Below are 15903 nucleotides of genomic sequence, written 5' to 3' on the forward strand. Positions count from 1 at the left end.
GCACCAGAAAGGTGCTCCTCACACTGCGTACTTCGATCTTCAGCAAATCGAATTATCGCAGTTCAGAGCACCTTTCGCCATTTCTACGCGACGACCAGCTCAACCGCCATGATTGGCCGAGGTTAGCGATGACAGTGCAGACCACCTCTAGTTCTTCGTAGGTGACATCACCGAGAGCGCTGCGCACAGCTCGTTCCACAGCCTGTTCGTGTGATTGCTTGGCGTCCAGCAGGAACGCAGTGGTGTGATGGTGGAGCTGGGAGTCGATCGCGTCGTGGTGTGGTCCGCACAGGTAGATGAGGTTTTCCGCAGAGCCACGCTGGTCCTTCGTCATTGACGCGTTGTAGCGCGGTCCTCCCGGGCTGGCAGCAGCGATGTGTGCTACTTTGCCGGTCGCCTTCGGCTGGTCCCCGCTGTGTTGAGGATCGATCGTCAGATCGAGACCGCAACTGGGGTAGGCGCACTTGTTGCCGCTACGAGCGATTACCACCTTCTCCTGCGCGAGCGGCACTCGATCCCGCACTGAACCCTGAGCCATAGCAACACATTAGCGCCGGGGATGCGGCGACCTGTGCGTTTCGAACGGCCGTCGTCGACCGGACCGCCCAGTGAGCCGTTCCGACTGTCGGTCGTCGCCGGCGCGTACTGATGTCACGGATCGTATTGTGCAGCAACGAGAACAGCGGCTCGTCAGATCGAACCACTACCGCCGCCCGGCTTCCACTGCTCGCCGTGTGGAGCGCTAGGACGCCTTCCGATGCGGCAGTCGTTGTTTCATCGGATCAGGCTCGCAGCATGCGTGAAGGCTTCAGCGATGGTCTCGCGGTTACGGTGGCCGGTGTCCTTATCTGTCTGATTGATCGACAGCGGACCGGGGTGGGCGGTGAACAGTACCTCGGCACCGCGAAAGCGGCGATGGCTTCCGCCGACCGCGGCGTGCCACGCTGGCCAGGTCTGTGACTTGCCCATCACGATGACCGCAGCGAGGTCGCCGGGCAGCAGGTCGACCACCGCTTCGAGATAGGGCCTGGCGCGCGAGGCTTCTGTCTTGAAGTTGCGCCGTCCTTTGGCGGGATTCGCGACCCACCACGGGACAACGTTCCAAGGAACGTACTCGGCGTAGCTGAGTGATGTTTCTTCGCACAGCTTGTATATGTTGTGGGCGGTCTGGTCGTTGTTGTGCAGGCTGATGAAGCCTGACTCGCCATCGGCCGCACTCGAAGGATCCTGCAGCAGCATCAGTACTTTCGCCTCCCGGGATGCCGCACAGGGATCGAAGTAGGGGATGCTCTCTCCGGTTGTGGCGCGCACCTCGTCCACCCATCGGTTGAGTTCGCCGATCGGGCCGTCGTAGCGGCCGGCCAGCCGAGCCTCCACGTTTCGAGGCGTTACGCGCCTGCTCAGCAGTTCACCGCGTTCGTACGCCATGTGATTCTTCACGCCACGACGGGAAGATACAGCCATACTCTGGTGTCGGCCGATGGCCGCCTGGCGTTAGCGCGTCGACGCGGCCGGCGGCCGCACGTGAGCCGACTCGGGCGCGCGCGGGATCTCGTGGAAGATTGCCAGGAGGTCGCTGGCGGTGCGTGCGACGCGATGGTAACTGTCGCGGACGCTAGCCGAGTAGTCGCCCGCGAGGTCACCCACGACGTCGTTGCGGCCGGCTTGCTGGATCAGCCAGTCGTGGAACGGTGCCGACTCGTCAACCAGCTCCGGGGGGGTGTCCCTATGGGTTTCGTCAAACCGTGCAGTGACCAGTAGGTGTCTCAACGGAAGTATTGGACCAGGCAGAACTCGTGATCCTCGGGATCGTGCATGACCATGACAACCCCTTCGTCGTAGTCGTGCCGCTCGCCGGACCAGCGGCCGCCCAAGGTCTCTACCTGACGGCGACCGGCTTCGATGTCGTCAACCTCGATGTCGAGGTGGATGCGGACCTTTCCGATCTTGGGCTCGGCTACTCGTTGAAAGGTTAGGCGCGGCCTGTCGTCAAACCGCGAGCCGACGGTTGCCCATCCCGGCTCATCGCCATGTTCGGCGGTGGCGGGGATACTCAGGATCGCGCTCCAAAACGATGCCAGTCGCGTGGGGTTCGCGCAGTCGATCGTGATCCCGACCCATCGGTTTGCCATGCCTACCAGCATGGACGAATCGGGTTCTCTGTGCTCGGCGGTCAAGCCGGAATCGGTGCCGGAGCTCGGTAGGGCTGTCCGGTTTTGAGCATCGCGTAGATGACGTCGCAGCGGCGTCGGGCCAGGCAGATGAGAGCGGCGTTGTGTTTCTTGCCCTCAGCGCGTTTGCGGTCGTAGTAGGCGCGGCTGGCCGGGTCGTGTAGCGCGGCGAAAGACGAGAGGAACAGGGCCCGTTTCAGCTTGTGGTTGCCGGAGCGGGCAGGGTGTTCACCGCGGATCGAGCTGCCGGAGCGGTGGGTGACCGGGGCGATGCCGGCGTAGGCAGCCAGATGGCCGGCGGAGGCGAAGCCGGAGGCGTCGCCGACTTCGAGCAGGATGCGGGCTCCGGTCCTGACTCCGACGCCGGGCATCGAGGTCAGGACCGAGGAAAGAGGGTGATCATCGAGCATCCTCTCGATGTCGGTCGCGACCGACTGCCGTTGCAGCAGTATCGATTTCAGTGAGTCGGCGAGTTTCGGGAGCACGACCTCGGCGGCCTTCGCGCCCGGGACTGTGACCGTCTGCGCGGGCAGCGCGGCGATGATCTCGTCGGCCAGGCGGGCGCCCATGCGGGGCGCGTGTTTGACCGCGAGAGCAGTGAGTTTGCGGTGTCTCCGGTAGCTCGGATGCCGTCGGGGCCGCCGCAGTGCGACAGGATCTCGAGGACCGCCGGGTGGGCGACGCGAGGCCCGAGGACGCGTTCGAGGGCGGGGTGGATGCTGGTCAGCAGGCCGCGGATGCGGTTGAGGGTGCGGGTGGCTTCGCCGGCGAGGTCGTCGTCGTAGCCGACGAGGACCCCGAGTTCGGTGAGGGTGTCGTCACCGGTGTCCACGCGGCGCAGTGCGTGCGGCATGGTGCGTGCGGCGTCGGCGATGATGAACGCGTCGCGGGCATCGGTTTTGGCTTGTCCGGGGTAGAGGTCGGCGATGCGGCGCATCGCCAGTCCGGGCAGGTAGGCGACATCGTGGCCGCAGGCGCGGGCCACCGCGACCGGCAGAGCGCCGATCGTGTTGGGCTGGTCGACCACGATCAACAGCGGCCCATGGGCGGCGAGCCGGTCGAACACGGCCCGTAGCTTCGATTCGTCGTTGGGCAGGGCCTTGTCGTGCAGGCGTTTCCCGGTGGCGGTCAGGCCGACCGCGTGGTGTTCGCCCTTGCCGACGTCGATGCCGCAGAACACGGCATATGGCTGTGTCACTTCGCATTTCCTCGTGCCTATGACCCGACGGCCGCCGATCCGGCGTCGAGGCCACGCACCCACGTTACGAAGAGACCTGTGTTCGGCCCTGTCCCTATCAGCGGTACATCGACGCCACCAGTGCCCGGCGACACCACCCCCCGGATCATGCGAGAGACAGGGGCAAGAAGTCATACCGGGACTGGCGACCGTAGCCCTGGTTCAGGGCTACGAAGAAGGTAACGGGCGGCTTCGACAGCCCGAGGCTCGTGCGGTCTTCCAGACGCGTCAGGCTGCGGAGAGTCTCGATCGCGACTAGCGTCGATTGATGCCGAGCAGGGACATCGTGGTGGCCGTGGGGGACAACGACTGGTTTGCCCTCAGTGAGGCCGCCGAGAGCGCAGGTATGACCGTGCAGGAGTACGTGTCGTGGGGTGTGCGGATCCTGGCGATCCAGGCCCGGCCCGGCGGCATCAAACAGGACCACACCGTCGCGAAGCCGAAGGCGCCCCGGATCAGGCCGGGAACACTCGACGGATCGGAGTCCGACGCGTGGACCGAGACCTTCTCCGCGCGTCTGTCTCACCGCGCTGATCTCCCCGACCGCGCCTGACCACCCCCGTCGAGGTCCGGGCTGTCCGGTCGGCGGCCGTGCGGCGGGCTTGTCGGACCGGGGGCGTAGCGTCGGTCGCCATGCAGCCCGCCACCGCTGTGGTCTCGGACCTCGTCGCGAACCTGTCGCCCTTCGATGATGTCGAACGGTCGCATATCGCAACGACTTTGGACTGGCTCGCCTCGACCGACGACATCTTCCGCCGCGCCCGACCCGCCACACCGTCACCCCACCTCGTCGCCTACGTCGTGCTCGTCGACCCGGCGCAGCGCGGGCTCTACCTCGGCGCGCACCGCAACGCTGGCCTGCACTTGCCCATGGGCGGCCACGTCGAACCGGCCGAGCATCCCCTCGACGCCGCCCGCCGCGAAGCCGCGGAAGAACTCGGCCTGCAACCCGCCTTCGATGTGGTCGGTGAACGGCCTTTGTTCCTCACCCGGACCGCGACGGTCGGCCGGACCGCAGGTCATGTGGATATTTCCCTGTGGTTCGTGGTTCGCGGTGACCGCGACCTCGAATACCCTTTGGACGAGCAAGAATTCGACGGTGGCCGGTGGTGGGATCTCGACCCGTACGGACTGCCGGCCACCGACCCGCACCTCGCGAGGTTCATCCGCAAGCTCGACAGCGTCCTGCTGCCACACGACCCGCGGTAGATCTCGAAGCCCGAGACAGGGTGTGATTCGTCACGAGGTCGCAGCGTGTGTGGCGTGGCGACTCGCTCGTATGTCGTTGGGCGCACTAGCATTTCGGGCTGTTGTGTGATTCCGGCATTCAAGAGGGGGCTTCCATGGCACGTAAGGTGACGATCCAGCTGGTCGACGATTTCGACAAGACCTCGCCGGCGCAGGAGACAGTCCGCTTCGGCCTCGACGGAACTCAGTTTGAGATCGACCTGTCGACGGTGAACGCCGGCGCACTGCGTGGAGCACTGGAGCAGTGGACCGTCCACGCACGCAAGGTCGGCCGCACAGCACGCACCGAACGCACTCAGGTGCCTGCCGCCGCCCGGCCGGACAACGCGGCAATTAGGGTGTGGGCCAACGCGAACGGCTACGAGGTATCGAGCCGGGGCCGGATCCACGCTGATGTCCTCAAGGCGTACCAGGCAGCGAACTGATCTCTGCCCTGCCGCAACGCGCCGCTGTGGCCGGGTGGCTTGCCCTGGCCTGTAGCTCAATCGCCCAGATCGAGGTTCGGCATGAATCGCGAATCTACTGCAAGAGAACAACTTTCGATGTGACCGTGCCCGCGAAGTCCAGCCCCGCCACCATGCGGATCACCGGCGGCCCGATCGGCGGCCACTCGAACGCGGCAACCGCGTCACGGATGCCGGCCTCGGCACCGGGCTTCCATTCGGCCTCCGACGTCGCGAAGACGAGTTCGTCGGCGTCGAGCCACACTGCGGCCCGGCACTTCTTGTGGATCTCCTTGGCGCGTTCTCCTCCTGTGTTCCCGCTCAGATGGTTGGCGCTCTTGGCTTCACCGACGATCCGGACACCGTCGCAGTAGGCGAACAGATCCAGCTCCACTTGCGCTGTTCTGCCGCGTACCAACTCGATCTCGGCGAGGTCCTGGTAGGTCGACCCCCCGCCTCCGGTGCGGGCGAGATAGGAGGCGAGGGCGAGGGGAACCTCACCGTTCTGGTCGAGCAGTTGCCGTCCGACGGGGTGCAGGTCGTAGTACCAGCCCGGCTCCTGCAGCGGCTTCTTCCAGGCCGGTTGATCGAGGTCGTTGCCCGCGTCGCACCGTTCGCATGTCCACCGCTGTCCGATCCGGTCGATCGGCTGGAACTGGATCTCGGTACAGACAACGCACTGGAGTACGAGCCCGCGACGAATTACTCCCGCCCGCAGTGCCTTGTCCAGATCTTGCCGAATCTGTTCTTTGCTGGTCTGCGGGGCCTGTGTGGTGAACCCGGAGAAGTTGAGGACGCCATAGTGGGCTCTGATCTGCACTCCTTCCTGCTTCGGGTAGCAGTCGTCCGAGCGCTCACCTTTGGCGTCCATAGTGCGCAGCGCTGGCAACAGCGGGCCGCTGAACAGATCGATGACCGACTGCCGGTCTCCGTACATGCGCTCCAGCTGGGCAGCCTTGTGCCCGGCCGAACTCAGCCGGCTGGTGAGGTCGTGCTGCGCCAGCTTCGCGTCCACCCAGTCGGCGAGACTGAGATCGCGCAGCTTCGGCCGCGGAAGCCTGTTGACCGCCGGGATTCCCCCGGGAACGAAGTCGTATCGCTTTGAGGGGTACGAGGTTCCGTATCGGCTGCTGCGGGCCAGCGTGACCGGAAGCCCGCCCGTCGGCGTGAGCAACTCGTGGCCGGTCAGCCCACCGCCGAGTACCGATCGGCCATCCGGCCACGCGATGTCGACGTGCCAGGTCAGCTCGGGATGTTGTGCGAGCACGCGATTCTCCAGCGCCGGCGGCGGCAAGGGCGTGAGCATAGTCGTGGTCCCGGAGCCGTCGACTTCCGTCGGGACGCTGATCGGGTCGTCGAATTGCTCGCCGATTGCGAGGTGCATGGTGTTGTGACGAGGCCAGACCAGCTCCTGAGCTGTGACCGCCTCTCCGATCTCGTCAACACCTGCGCCCCAGTGCTTGCTGAGCTCGACCCGGAAACGTGCCAGCACCTCGGACAGCTTCTCGGGCGGCAATGACGTGGAGGTGACAGTGACCGTGCCGCGGCCGGAACGGGCCTTGCTGAAGATCTTGTCCAGGCCGGTCAGCACCGCGCGGGGAAGGTCGTCTCGGTCGGTGCCGAGTGCGCTCGGCAACCAGATGCCGTTCATGTACGTCCGCTGCCACAGGCGTGCCAACGCGAAGTCCTCGGCCGTGTCACCGACGACCACCAGGGCCGACTCGGAGGAGTCGCGCATTCGGACAACTCCAGTCAGACCAGTCGTGGTGTAGTCCCACGCGCGGCCGAGGTCGGAGAAGCCGGCGCCGTCAAGCGGGCGCCTGGCCAGGGATTCGGGTGGCAGCGAACCGGTGCCCATCAACCAGCGGGTCAGCTGGGCGAGGTTGCCGTCATCGAGCTCGGGTTCCCCTGCCGCCGGATTCGGCGCGTCGAGGCTGCCTGCGTGGGACGCGACAGCGACCCCCAGCAGGCCACCCCAACTCGGCGGAGCTTGTACGCAATTGTCAACAGCCAAGCCCGGCATGCGAACGGTCGCGGGGAAGTCCTCAGCCCGGTGGCCGTACTGCTGGACGTCCTCGGAAGACACCTCCGCAGTGGCCAGCTTGTATGTAGAGCACACCGCTGCGACCTGATCCCTGGCCATCTCATCGATTTCGGTGGGCGCCATGTCGATATGGCTCCCGGCCAGCGCGTTCCAGCGAGCGACCCCGGTCAGCGCCGACCCGTCCTCGGCCAACAGCTTCAACGCGCCCGGTGAGAAGTATTCGAAGTCCACCAGCTCCGACCGGTAAGTGACGACGTAGTCCGGATCGTAGGCTCGGACGGCGCGCAGCAGCGCGGGTGCAACGCGCCCCTGCTGGTGGGGCACAAGGACGAATCCGGTCCCGCCCCACGTCTGGCTCGCCAGATGCAGGGCCCGTCGTGCCCAGTACGACCAGTGCGGTCCGCCGTCGAACACGATCGCGACCCGCGCGCACCGAAGCCCTCGCTGCACCGTCGAATAGGAAACTGTTGTCCCAGAGCCCATTCAGTGAGCAAACCATAGGGCGGCAGTCGAGCAGTGGGCAGGCCGAGTGCATGCCGGCCACGCCGCCTCGCTCGGCGACGCCCAAGTTCGGCCCGCGGGACCGGCGGAGTGCGCGGCAGAAGACCAGCCATGCCCGCTCGATTCGGTTGCTCGGTCTCGACGATGCGGGCGAACTCCGCGTCGATGTACTGCGGGTCCAGGTCGGTGGTCCAGCCGGCAGTGGGCCCGGGTGAGCCGCAGCCTCACCCGGAGGTACGCCGCCGGCGGGGCCGCCCGCGGAGAGCCCCGCCTTTCGTGCGGCCCGAGCCCTTCCGATGTAGCGGCGCGGCCGAGGGACTTGAATTCATCTCGGCGCGTTCGAATTCCGGGATATGCGAGAAGAATTCGACTACAGGATTTCTTTTTTCACGCACCGCTTGACATTGCGGCGGGTATCGAGCGTCCATAGTGATGGGAACCGCGCCACCGTCCGGGAAATGTCCTGGGGCGGTGGGGTTTCCGTCCCGGCCGGGACATGACCGCACTATTCATCACACCCGAATTCGCAGGAGAACTGTCATGTCCCAACGTAAATCGAAGAACCGCGCCACCATCGCCCCGCTCGTCGTCGCTGAACCCGCCGCTGCGGCCCCCGAACCCGCCGCTGTGGCCGCCGAACCGGGCGTGGGTGCCCCGGCCCCGTCGCGGCGGACCGACGCGCAGGAGGCGTTGTGGGCGGTGCTGGTGGCCCATCCCGGTTCCACTGCCGCCGAACTGGCGGATGTGGCGGGGATGGCGAAATCGACCACGCAGAAGATGCTGACGGTGTGGGTACAGGAGGGTGCCGCCCGCCGCGACCGTGACCCGGACGCGCCCCGTGCGGCTGCCCGGTGGACCGCCACCGCCCCGGCCGACAGCGACACCACGCCGCCCACGGACGCGACGCCGATCGAACCGCCCGCCGACACCGAACCGCCTGCCGACACTACGCCGCTCGACGACTCCGGATCGCTCGCCGAACCAGACAGTGGCGCAACCGAACCCGCAATCGACGGGCCCGACGAGACACCGGTCCAGGTAGCGGTGGAGCCCGAGGCCACCGAACCGCCTACCGACGCCACCCCGCCCGCCGATTCCGAAATGCTCACCGAATCGGAGGGTGGCGCAGCCGAACCCGCGCCCAGCGAGCCCGACGAGACAGCGGCAGCGGCACAGGCCGAGACCACCGAGCCGCCCATCGACAGCGAAACCACCACCCTCGCTGCCGAACCCGCCGGAGAGGACTCCGCCCCCGACGCGGGAAGCGAGCCCGACCCGGATCCGGAAACCTCCGACATCCCCGATACGTCCGCCGCCGACGACGGCGAGCCAGCGCCTGCCCTTGCGGACGGGCAGGGCGAGGCTGACCGCCCGCATCTGGCTCTGTGCCCGCCTGCGGGCGACGAGGCCGCCGATCCGGCCTCGGACTCCTCGCCCGCCGACGCGGAAGTGCCTGCGGCCGAAGCGGTGCCGCTGCTGAAGCTGGTGGGCGGCGCGCTGCGGGGACAGGTGGAGGACTGGCTGCGCGACCACCCGAACGAGGAGTACACCCCGCACCAAATCGGCAAGGAGCTGGGCGGCCGTTCGAGCGGCGCGGTCTACAACGCCCTGGTCAAACTGACAGAGACGGGCGTGGCGCGCCAAACATGCCCCAAGCCGAAGAAATTCGCCCTCGCCTAGCACGAGCAGGTCGCGCCGGATCCCCGGGGAAACGATGTCCCCGGGGATCCGGCGCGTTCAGCGTCCCCGCTTCGTCCCGGACCCACCACGACCATGCACCGGTCGGCGGGCAGCGAGACGGCGCGGACACCCTCGGTTAGTCGTCGTCCCAGTCGTCCTCGTCGTCGTTGCGGTCGGCTGCGGCGGCGGCGCGGTCATCGAATCCCGATTGCGCGGTGTCGGATTCGGGGTCGCGCTCGGCTGCGGCGGCGATGCGGTCGGCTGCTTCGTGGTCCATGGGGCCGTTCTTCGACATGGGTTGTCTCCGTTCCTGGGCATGAGGGCGCGCAACGAACCGGGGCGGTGCCGTGGCACGGCACGCCCTCGCTGATGGGTTGTTGGTGCTACTCCGGCACAGCGAACCGCCGTGCGCGGCCCGGGCCCCGCGAAGCGGTGCTCGGTTCTCATGCCCAGTTGGCCTTCCTGGCGGTACCGCTCCGTACAGGCACAGCCTTGTCTTTTCACACTCGAGCGGCCGACATGCACACTACCCCACCAGGGCGGTTGAACCGCGCAGCTTGCGGGCGTGATGGCGGCACCCGGTCGCGCTGTGGGATCTGGTGATTGATTGCCCCGACGGCGCGGCCCTCTGGCACATCGACCGCCTCGGCATGACGAGCGGCTGTGTTGCGGCGTACCCACCTCAGGACGAGCCTGCTTGCCTGCGCCAGCGGACACGCGCCGACTGATCAATGCCGGTTCTTGCGCCTTGCGGCCGATTGCTTTTTCCGCTGGGCCTTTCGTCGTTCTGCCGAGTTGTCTTGACCGGCAGAAGACTTCAGGATGTGGCCGAACCGACGGCGGCCGTCACGTCTCCACTCCGCGAGCGTGGACGGCAGGCGCTTGCGGGTGCGGAGCCATTGCATAGCGGCACGCGTGTAGATGTCGCCGGAGTCGTCTGCGAGTCGGCGAACGTTCCGGTCTTGCAGTGCGTGGACAGAGATGGTCGTGAACGGGTGCTGGTTGAAGCGGTCCATACCTTGGACCTGGGTGACGCCGGTGCAGAATCCCGCCCCTACATGCCAGGCCGCGCCGGCCATCACGGAACCGGAGTCTTCGCCCTCGAGTTCGGTCAGGTTGCACAGGAGATCGACGAGCCGCTGTTCGGCTGGATCGAGCTCGATCGCGACGTCCGTGGCCAGGGCTGCGGCATACGATGCTGCGGCATCCTCGCGGCTACGCAGGACGTGGCTGCGGACATAGCCGCCCATCGCAAAATGCAGTACTGAATCGGGCTGGACGCCGGATGCTTTACCGCAGACGGCCATGGTTCTTTGGTACCCGCTCAGTACGACGAGCTCGGGTCGCCGCTCGCCCTTACGCCCTTCGCCTCGGCTCATCCGGGCGTACGGCGAAGAGACGTACGGGCAGATCTGTGCCGCATACAGTCCGCATATCTCGTGCACGGGAGCTTCGGAGGTTTCGATGTCCTCGTCGGTCTCCTCGAACATCACCTGCCAGCGCAACTCGTCGTGGAAGGGCTGTGCGCAGATAGCACAGAGATCGAAGGTCGCCAGGGCGAGCTTCCGGTTCTCGGAGATGGCGCCGAAGTCCGGTGGGGGCTGCTGGCCGATCGTCGCGATGATCGGGTAGCCGCGTTCATCGGCGCGCAGGTGATTGCATCGTGCCGGGCGGAGAACGCTGGCGGGCCCTCGGTCGACTGTGTCGGTCATGTTCCCACTACTACCGCAGAAGTCGTGCGTGTCACACACTTCGGGTGCCGCCCCGTTCCGGGTGAGCGGCCAACGTGCTGGTCGGCGGCTCCGGTGAGGGGTTGTGCGGGTCCCGGCCGAGCCGGGCTGGTCCGGCCGGGGTTCGCGCCGCGGTGGTTACCGGGTGATCGGTGAGAGTTCGGGGTGTGAGGCGTGGGCGTGGACCTGGTCGGCCAGGGCGAGGACGGCGGCGACCTGGGCTGGGTCGGCGTCCTGGGCGGCCAGGGCTCGTGCGGCGTCGGCGAGGAGGTCGCCGGCCAGGCGGACGGCCTCGCGGGGCCGGATCGACACGGGCTCGGATCCGGTGTCGCCGGCGTCGAAGTCGATCTCGATGGTGATGTCGCGGCCTTGGGAAGTCTTCGGCCCGCGGGCGTAACTCGACTTGCTGGCGGGGCTGGCCGTGTTCGTCGAGGCCGCGGTAGCCGAACATCGCGAACCGGGTCGGGGCGCCGAAGTGGCGTGCCCGGCTCTCGGGGTCACCCGGATCGGGAGCGACATGGTCGACGCACCATGAGGGGCAAGGCTTTTCGGTATCGGTCATGCAATCCAGCGTGCCAGCGGGGGCGCGAGTGGTCGGCTCCCGCGTGGTGTGAGACCGACCACGGATGCATGGAAGGCGTTGGGCCGCAGCGAAATCGACGGACCAGCGACCGTGCGCCGAACGGTTCGGGCACCCCCTACCGTGTACCGCCGGGTCGGCTGCGCGACCCGCTGGCCCGTGCTGTCATGGAGACATGGATTTCACCGACTTCGCCTGGAGCTTCGTGGCCGACGAGGATCGCGGCCCGTACGACTACGTGTATCCACCGGACCCCGACTACGGGCACCTCTACGTCGTGGGATTCGATTCGGGATGGATCAAGGTCGGCAAGACCTGTGACTGGCAGTCCCGCCTCGGCTCTCATCGCCGCTACTACTCCCGCCAGTACGGATGGTCGATCACCGACACGTGGTGCTCGTGCATCGTCCGAGATCACCTGCCCGGCAACGAGTCTGGGGCTGATCTGACCGCGATCGAGCATTCCCTCCGGCGCTTCGTCCGGTCGGTCTCGGATCGGCGGGAGATGAACCCGTTCGTGCGCGGCGTCGGGCGAGACAAAAGCAACGGGCGGTCCGCCGAGACGGAGCTGTTCCACGGCGTCGACTTCGAGGTGGCGCGCGCGTACGCGGACGAACTCGCACTGCGCAACGCGGACCTGATGTAGCAGTGTCGAGCGAGGCGGGTCGGCCTTCGATCAGCGATCCTGGTCAGCAGTCACTGGGCGGTACCCGGCGTCCTTCAGCGAGTCCGCTGTCAGCGGTGGGAGCGGATTGCTGGATCCCGGGTCGAAGCCGCCGGGCCACTCCGTTTCCGGACTGTACGAAGTGGTGGAACTCTTCATCTGTCCTATGCCAGTGAACGACATGATCGGCTGGTCCCGGGTGAACTTTGCCTCTCTCATGTGGACGTCCTCCAAGGAATAGGTCCCGGTCCCGCCGGGCAGTACGGAGTCGCACAGAGATGAGTCCATTTCGGTGCCGGCACCCCGGCACGGGCACGGACCTCTTGAATTCTCGTGCCCACGCGCCGACTTCCGGTGGCTTCTGCCACTGATGAGATCGGAAACGAAACGTATGCTCGCGGACTCCTCCAGCTTCGTGGCTCGGCGGGTGCGAGCGAAAACGGAAAGCAGGGACGCCGAGCCCGGTCGTAGGATGCTGAAGTGACCGGCCCGATTCCCATCCCTGTGTATATCGGACTCCCCGCCCCGTCTTCTGCGCCCGAGGACGGTGAGGCATGGAACTTGTGGACGTCCGCGACTGCGCCGGAGACGCGAAGAACCCCGCTGGCCGACGCTGCTGTTGATTGGCAGGGGCTCGGGGTGGAGCCTCGGTGGCTGGAGTCGGAGACCGTCGAGTGCGTCGCGGCGCTGGAGCCGGGGCGTCTCACCGTCCGCTGGAGTAAAGAATTGACCCGGCTCCTCGAGGGGGCGAAGGCGCGCGATGAGATGGCGTTGGTCGTCAAGATGCTCGGCCGAGCCAGCATCGACACCCCTGACGGGTCGGTAGCCGCAGCGGAGGATGATTCCCTGTTCCTGCCGGGATTTCAGGGATCGATCGAGGCAAGGAGGCTTCCTGCGGGCGCGCGCCCGCAGCTGGCCGCTGGTCTCAGTGCTGCCGAACAGGACCTCGGGAAGCGGTTGCTCAATCGCCCGGCCGCCGCGCAGTGGTGGACACTCTCGCTGGTTGATACAGCCCTGGAATCGCCGGGGAGGCATGGAGTGCAGAAGATGTCTCCGCTGCCCGGTGAGCTGGAGCCGATTTTGGTCGACTCGCTCGGCAAGCCCGTGGTCGCGGCGTGGGTGCCCGAGCAGCAGAACCAGCGCTGGTATATCGTGCCCGACGCCATCGTTTGGTCGTCGGTGATCGATTGGCTTGTGCAGCAGGCCATCCCGTACTACATCCCCGATGCTCCGCGGCGTTTCCGGACCGCGGGCTTCGTCGATCCTGCGTGGCAGACACAGAGGGAACAGCGGGCCGGCGATGCCCTCGCGGCCATGGAAATCCGGCACCTCGAGGAACGGGCACGTCTCGAAGCTGAATTGGAGGATGCGCGGCGCGCGGCCGAGGTGGTCAGGGATGGTTTGCTGTATGGCTCGGGTGGTGAGCTTGTGCGCGCTGTCGACCAGGCGCTTTCCGATGCGGGAATCTCGACCATCGATTTGGATACCAGCGAAAAGGGCACGTGGTCGGCGGATCTGTTGGCCAGCGCCGATGGGCCGGCCCGTCTCGTGGAGGTCAAATCGGAGGGCGGTCGCGCCAAGGAAGCGCTGGTCGGAGATCTACGCAAGCACCTCGACACCTGGCGTGCGGAGTACCCCGACAAGCCGGTCAGCGGTGGGACGCTGATCGTCAACCATCAGAGGAAGACCGCGCCTGAGAAGCGTGATCCCCAGGTCTACAGCCGCCCGGAGTTCGTGAAAGCGCTCCCCGTGAAGGTCGTCGGCACCGTCGACCTGTTCAGGTGGTGGAAGGAATCCGACTGGCCAGCGATCCGCGAAGCGGTGCTCGGTGAAGGGAATTCATCCGGGGACGACTGTTCCGCCGTGAAAGCGACACCCGGCGCACCGAAGGGGTTGCAGCGCCGTGGAACCTGGTTTCGGCGCCGCAGCAACACCTCGTAGGGCCTGTGCGCGGCGCCTCGGGTGCTCGGGAAGTCCCTTCTCTCGGCCCGCAACACCGCGATGATCGTCACCGTGGTCGAGCTGCCGCCAGCGGTGATTTGCGCTGCTCGGAGTCGGACATCACCGTCAGTGTGCGGTGTCGATGGCGTGTTCGATCCACATGAGCAGCTGTCCGGTGGCGGCGCTGTAGCCGTCGGAATGGACACCGCTGGCCGCGAACTGGGCCGCGTCGCTGCCCTGTCGGGCCAGATCCGCCAGGGCGGTGCCGGTGGCCGGGCTGGTGGTGGTATAGGCGGTGGCCAGCCCGGTCAGCGTGGTCCCGGGGGTGCCGGTGATCGCCTGTGCGGCCACGGCGAGCAGGTCGGCGACGACGGGAACTTCGCCCGGCACGGTCGCGAGCGCGCCGATCGGGTCTCCGGCCGCGAGTTTCTCAATCGCGGTCCAGGCGATGTCCTGGGCTTGCCCGATATCGGTGGCGAGGCGGGCGATGTCGAGATTGCCGAGGAGATCGACGATCTGCGCAGCCACCGCGACCCAGCCCGAGGGATCCATGGGCGCGGCGAGAGTCAAGGCGCGAGCGACCAGGTGCAGGTCGATCCCGGCGGCGGCCCGCACCAGTGGCGCGAACTGGTTGTTGAGATCGCCTGCGACTCGGTGCATTCCGGGGATGTCGCCGGCGACGACGAGCCCGGGCAGCTGTGCGAGGTCGCCGCCGATGGCCGGCAGGTCGGCGAGGAAACCGGCGAGCCCGGACAGCACACCCACCACCTGAGCCACCACCTCCGAGGGATTCAACGCTCCCAGCGGGTTCGGCACGGCCACTGACGGATTTGCGACGGCGCTGGGAGTTGCTGTCGGAGTGGGAGTTTGGGGCACGTTGGTCGTACTCGGGTCGGTGGTGGCGGCGGGGGTCAGGTTGCCGGTGAAGGCACGCCCGATCGCGGCCAGAGCCGGGGACGCCTGCGGGGTCGTCGCGCAGTACAAGTCGCCTTGCGCGCAGATCGTGGCGACCCGGTCGGCCAGGGCACCGAAGCTCTGCGGGCGGGGCCCCGCGATGCCCTCGCCGGGCGTGCTCGTCCCGAGTTGCGGGGTGTTCGGGTCGCGGCGCGGATCCGAGAGCAGCCCGACGGCGATCACCCGGGCTGCGGGGAGCGGTCCTTGGTTGTTGCCGATGGCGGTGGCGACGTCTCCGGCGACATCGGCGCCTTGCGAGTACCCGGCCAGCACCACTCTGGTGGAGGCGCACAGGCTGGTGAGAGTGGTCGAGAGCTGTTGGACGCCATCGGTTTCCGAGGCCGGGTATGGAGTCGCGTCGGCGGTGTAGGCGAGGGTGCGTACGTCGATGCCGGTGCTGTAGCGCTGTTGCAGGGCGGTGCCGATCCCGGCGAGCATCCCGACCGGCTGGCCGGGGTCGGCGGCCGGGCTGGTCTCCCAGGTGCCCGGGACAAGGATCGCGGTCACGGCCGGGCACCCGGGCCTTGCGGGTGCGGGGTCGGCGGCAGCGACACCAGTAGTGGTGAGCGCGGCGACACTGACGGCGGCGATGAGTGCCGTCACCGTGCGGGCACGGCGCGGATAGGTGACATGAGGAGAGGGCATCGAGGTACTCCTTCGCTGGTTGTCGTGGGTGTCAGAGGTCGTGGTGTTACGGTGGGCATGGACCC

The 15903-nt window shown here is 67.0% G+C and carries 14 protein-coding genes and 1 pseudogene; 6 read left to right on the plus strand and 9 right to left on the minus strand.

The features are described 5' to 3' along the window. Window positions 1-52 precede the first annotated feature (52 nt). The 4 genes and pseudogenes from GLP40_RS30345 to GLP40_RS30360 form a co-directional block, all read right to left on the minus strand. On the minus strand, window positions 53-538 hold the full coding sequence (locus tag GLP40_RS30345; RefSeq protein WP_154791451.1) for a hypothetical protein: 486 nt from the start codon (window positions 536-538) through the stop codon (window positions 53-55). 236 nt (window positions 539-774) lie between these two features. After that, window positions 775-1440, minus strand: a complete 666-nt coding sequence (locus GLP40_RS30350) for a uracil-DNA glycosylase family protein (protein ID WP_154791452.1) — start codon at window positions 1438-1440, stop codon at window positions 775-777. A 326-nt stretch (window positions 1441-1766) separates the two neighbouring features. Then, window positions 1767-2177, minus strand: a complete 411-nt coding sequence (locus GLP40_RS30355) for a VOC family protein (protein ID WP_230330091.1) — start codon at window positions 2175-2177, stop codon at window positions 1767-1769. Then, window positions 2174-3369: pseudogene (locus GLP40_RS30360) on the minus strand (IS110 family RNA-guided transposase). The gene GLP40_RS30355 and the pseudogene GLP40_RS30360 overlap by 4 nt, the downstream one beginning before the upstream one ends. A gap of 307 nt (window positions 3370-3676) precedes the next feature. On the opposite strand from GLP40_RS30360, the gene GLP40_RS30365 reads away from it, so the two are divergent. From GLP40_RS30365 to GLP40_RS30375, 3 genes are all read left to right on the plus strand, one after another. After that, window positions 3677-3961, plus strand: coding sequence for a hypothetical protein (locus GLP40_RS30365; protein ID WP_154791453.1), 285 nt, complete (start codon window positions 3677-3679; stop codon window positions 3959-3961). An 80-nt stretch (window positions 3962-4041) separates the two neighbouring features. After that, window positions 4042-4617: an NUDIX domain-containing protein gene (locus tag GLP40_RS30370; RefSeq protein WP_154791454.1), complete on the plus strand. Its 576-nt coding sequence runs from the start codon at window positions 4042-4044 to the stop codon at window positions 4615-4617. Window positions 4618-4751: 134 nt separating this feature from the next. Then, on the plus strand, window positions 4752-5081 hold the full coding sequence (locus GLP40_RS30375) for a histone-like nucleoid-structuring protein Lsr2 (protein ID WP_154791455.1): 330 nt from the start codon (window positions 4752-4754) through the stop codon (window positions 5079-5081). Between the two features lie 94 nt (window positions 5082-5175). On the opposite strand, the gene GLP40_RS30380 is transcribed toward GLP40_RS30375, so the two are convergent. Then, the gene (locus GLP40_RS30380; RefSeq protein ID WP_154791456.1) at window positions 5176-7593 is read right to left on the minus strand and encodes a hypothetical protein; all 2418 of its coding nucleotides are present in this window, start codon (window positions 7591-7593) and stop codon (window positions 5176-5178) included. A 591-nt stretch (window positions 7594-8184) separates the two neighbouring features. On the opposite strand from GLP40_RS30380, the gene GLP40_RS30385 reads away from it, so the two are divergent. Continuing rightward, window positions 8185-9324 (plus strand): MarR family transcriptional regulator, encoded by a 1140-nt coding sequence (locus GLP40_RS30385; RefSeq protein ID WP_154791457.1) that lies wholly within the window; start codon window positions 8185-8187, stop codon window positions 9322-9324. Window positions 9325-9460: 136 nt separating this feature from the next. Here GLP40_RS30385 and GLP40_RS30390 read toward each other — a convergent pair whose 3' ends face one another. From GLP40_RS30390 to GLP40_RS30400, 3 genes are all read right to left on the minus strand, one after another. After that, window positions 9461-9619, minus strand: coding sequence for a hypothetical protein (locus tag GLP40_RS30390; protein ID WP_154791458.1), 159 nt, complete (start codon window positions 9617-9619; stop codon window positions 9461-9463). Between the two features lie 433 nt (window positions 9620-10052). Continuing rightward, the gene (locus GLP40_RS30395) at window positions 10053-11036 is read right to left on the minus strand and encodes a hypothetical protein (protein WP_154791459.1); all 984 of its coding nucleotides are present in this window, start codon (window positions 11034-11036) and stop codon (window positions 10053-10055) included. A gap of 156 nt (window positions 11037-11192) precedes the next feature. Beyond that, window positions 11193-11573, minus strand: coding sequence for a hypothetical protein (locus GLP40_RS30400; protein ID WP_154791460.1), 381 nt, complete (start codon window positions 11571-11573; stop codon window positions 11193-11195). A 236-nt stretch (window positions 11574-11809) separates the two neighbouring features. Between GLP40_RS30400 and GLP40_RS30405 the strand changes: the two genes are divergently transcribed. Together GLP40_RS30405 and GLP40_RS30410 are read left to right on the plus strand one after the other, a co-directional pair. Further along, a complete protein-coding gene (locus GLP40_RS30405) occupies window positions 11810-12280 on the plus strand; it encodes a hypothetical protein (RefSeq protein WP_154791461.1) in 471 nt (156 codons plus the stop codon). Window positions 12281-12778: 498 nt separating this feature from the next. After that, on the plus strand, window positions 12779-14239 hold the full coding sequence (locus GLP40_RS30410) for a hypothetical protein (RefSeq protein WP_154791462.1): 1461 nt from the start codon (window positions 12779-12781) through the stop codon (window positions 14237-14239). 126 nt (window positions 14240-14365) lie between these two features. Here GLP40_RS30410 and GLP40_RS30415 read toward each other — a convergent pair whose 3' ends face one another. Next, window positions 14366-15838, minus strand: coding sequence for a cutinase family protein (locus GLP40_RS30415; protein ID WP_154791463.1), 1473 nt, complete (start codon window positions 15836-15838; stop codon window positions 14366-14368). Window positions 15839-15903 lie beyond the last annotated feature (65 nt).

Source organism: Nocardia aurantiaca (assembly GCF_009708175.1).
In the GTDB taxonomy this organism is placed as follows: Bacteria; Actinomycetota; Actinomycetes; order Mycobacteriales; family Mycobacteriaceae; genus Nocardia; species Nocardia aurantiaca.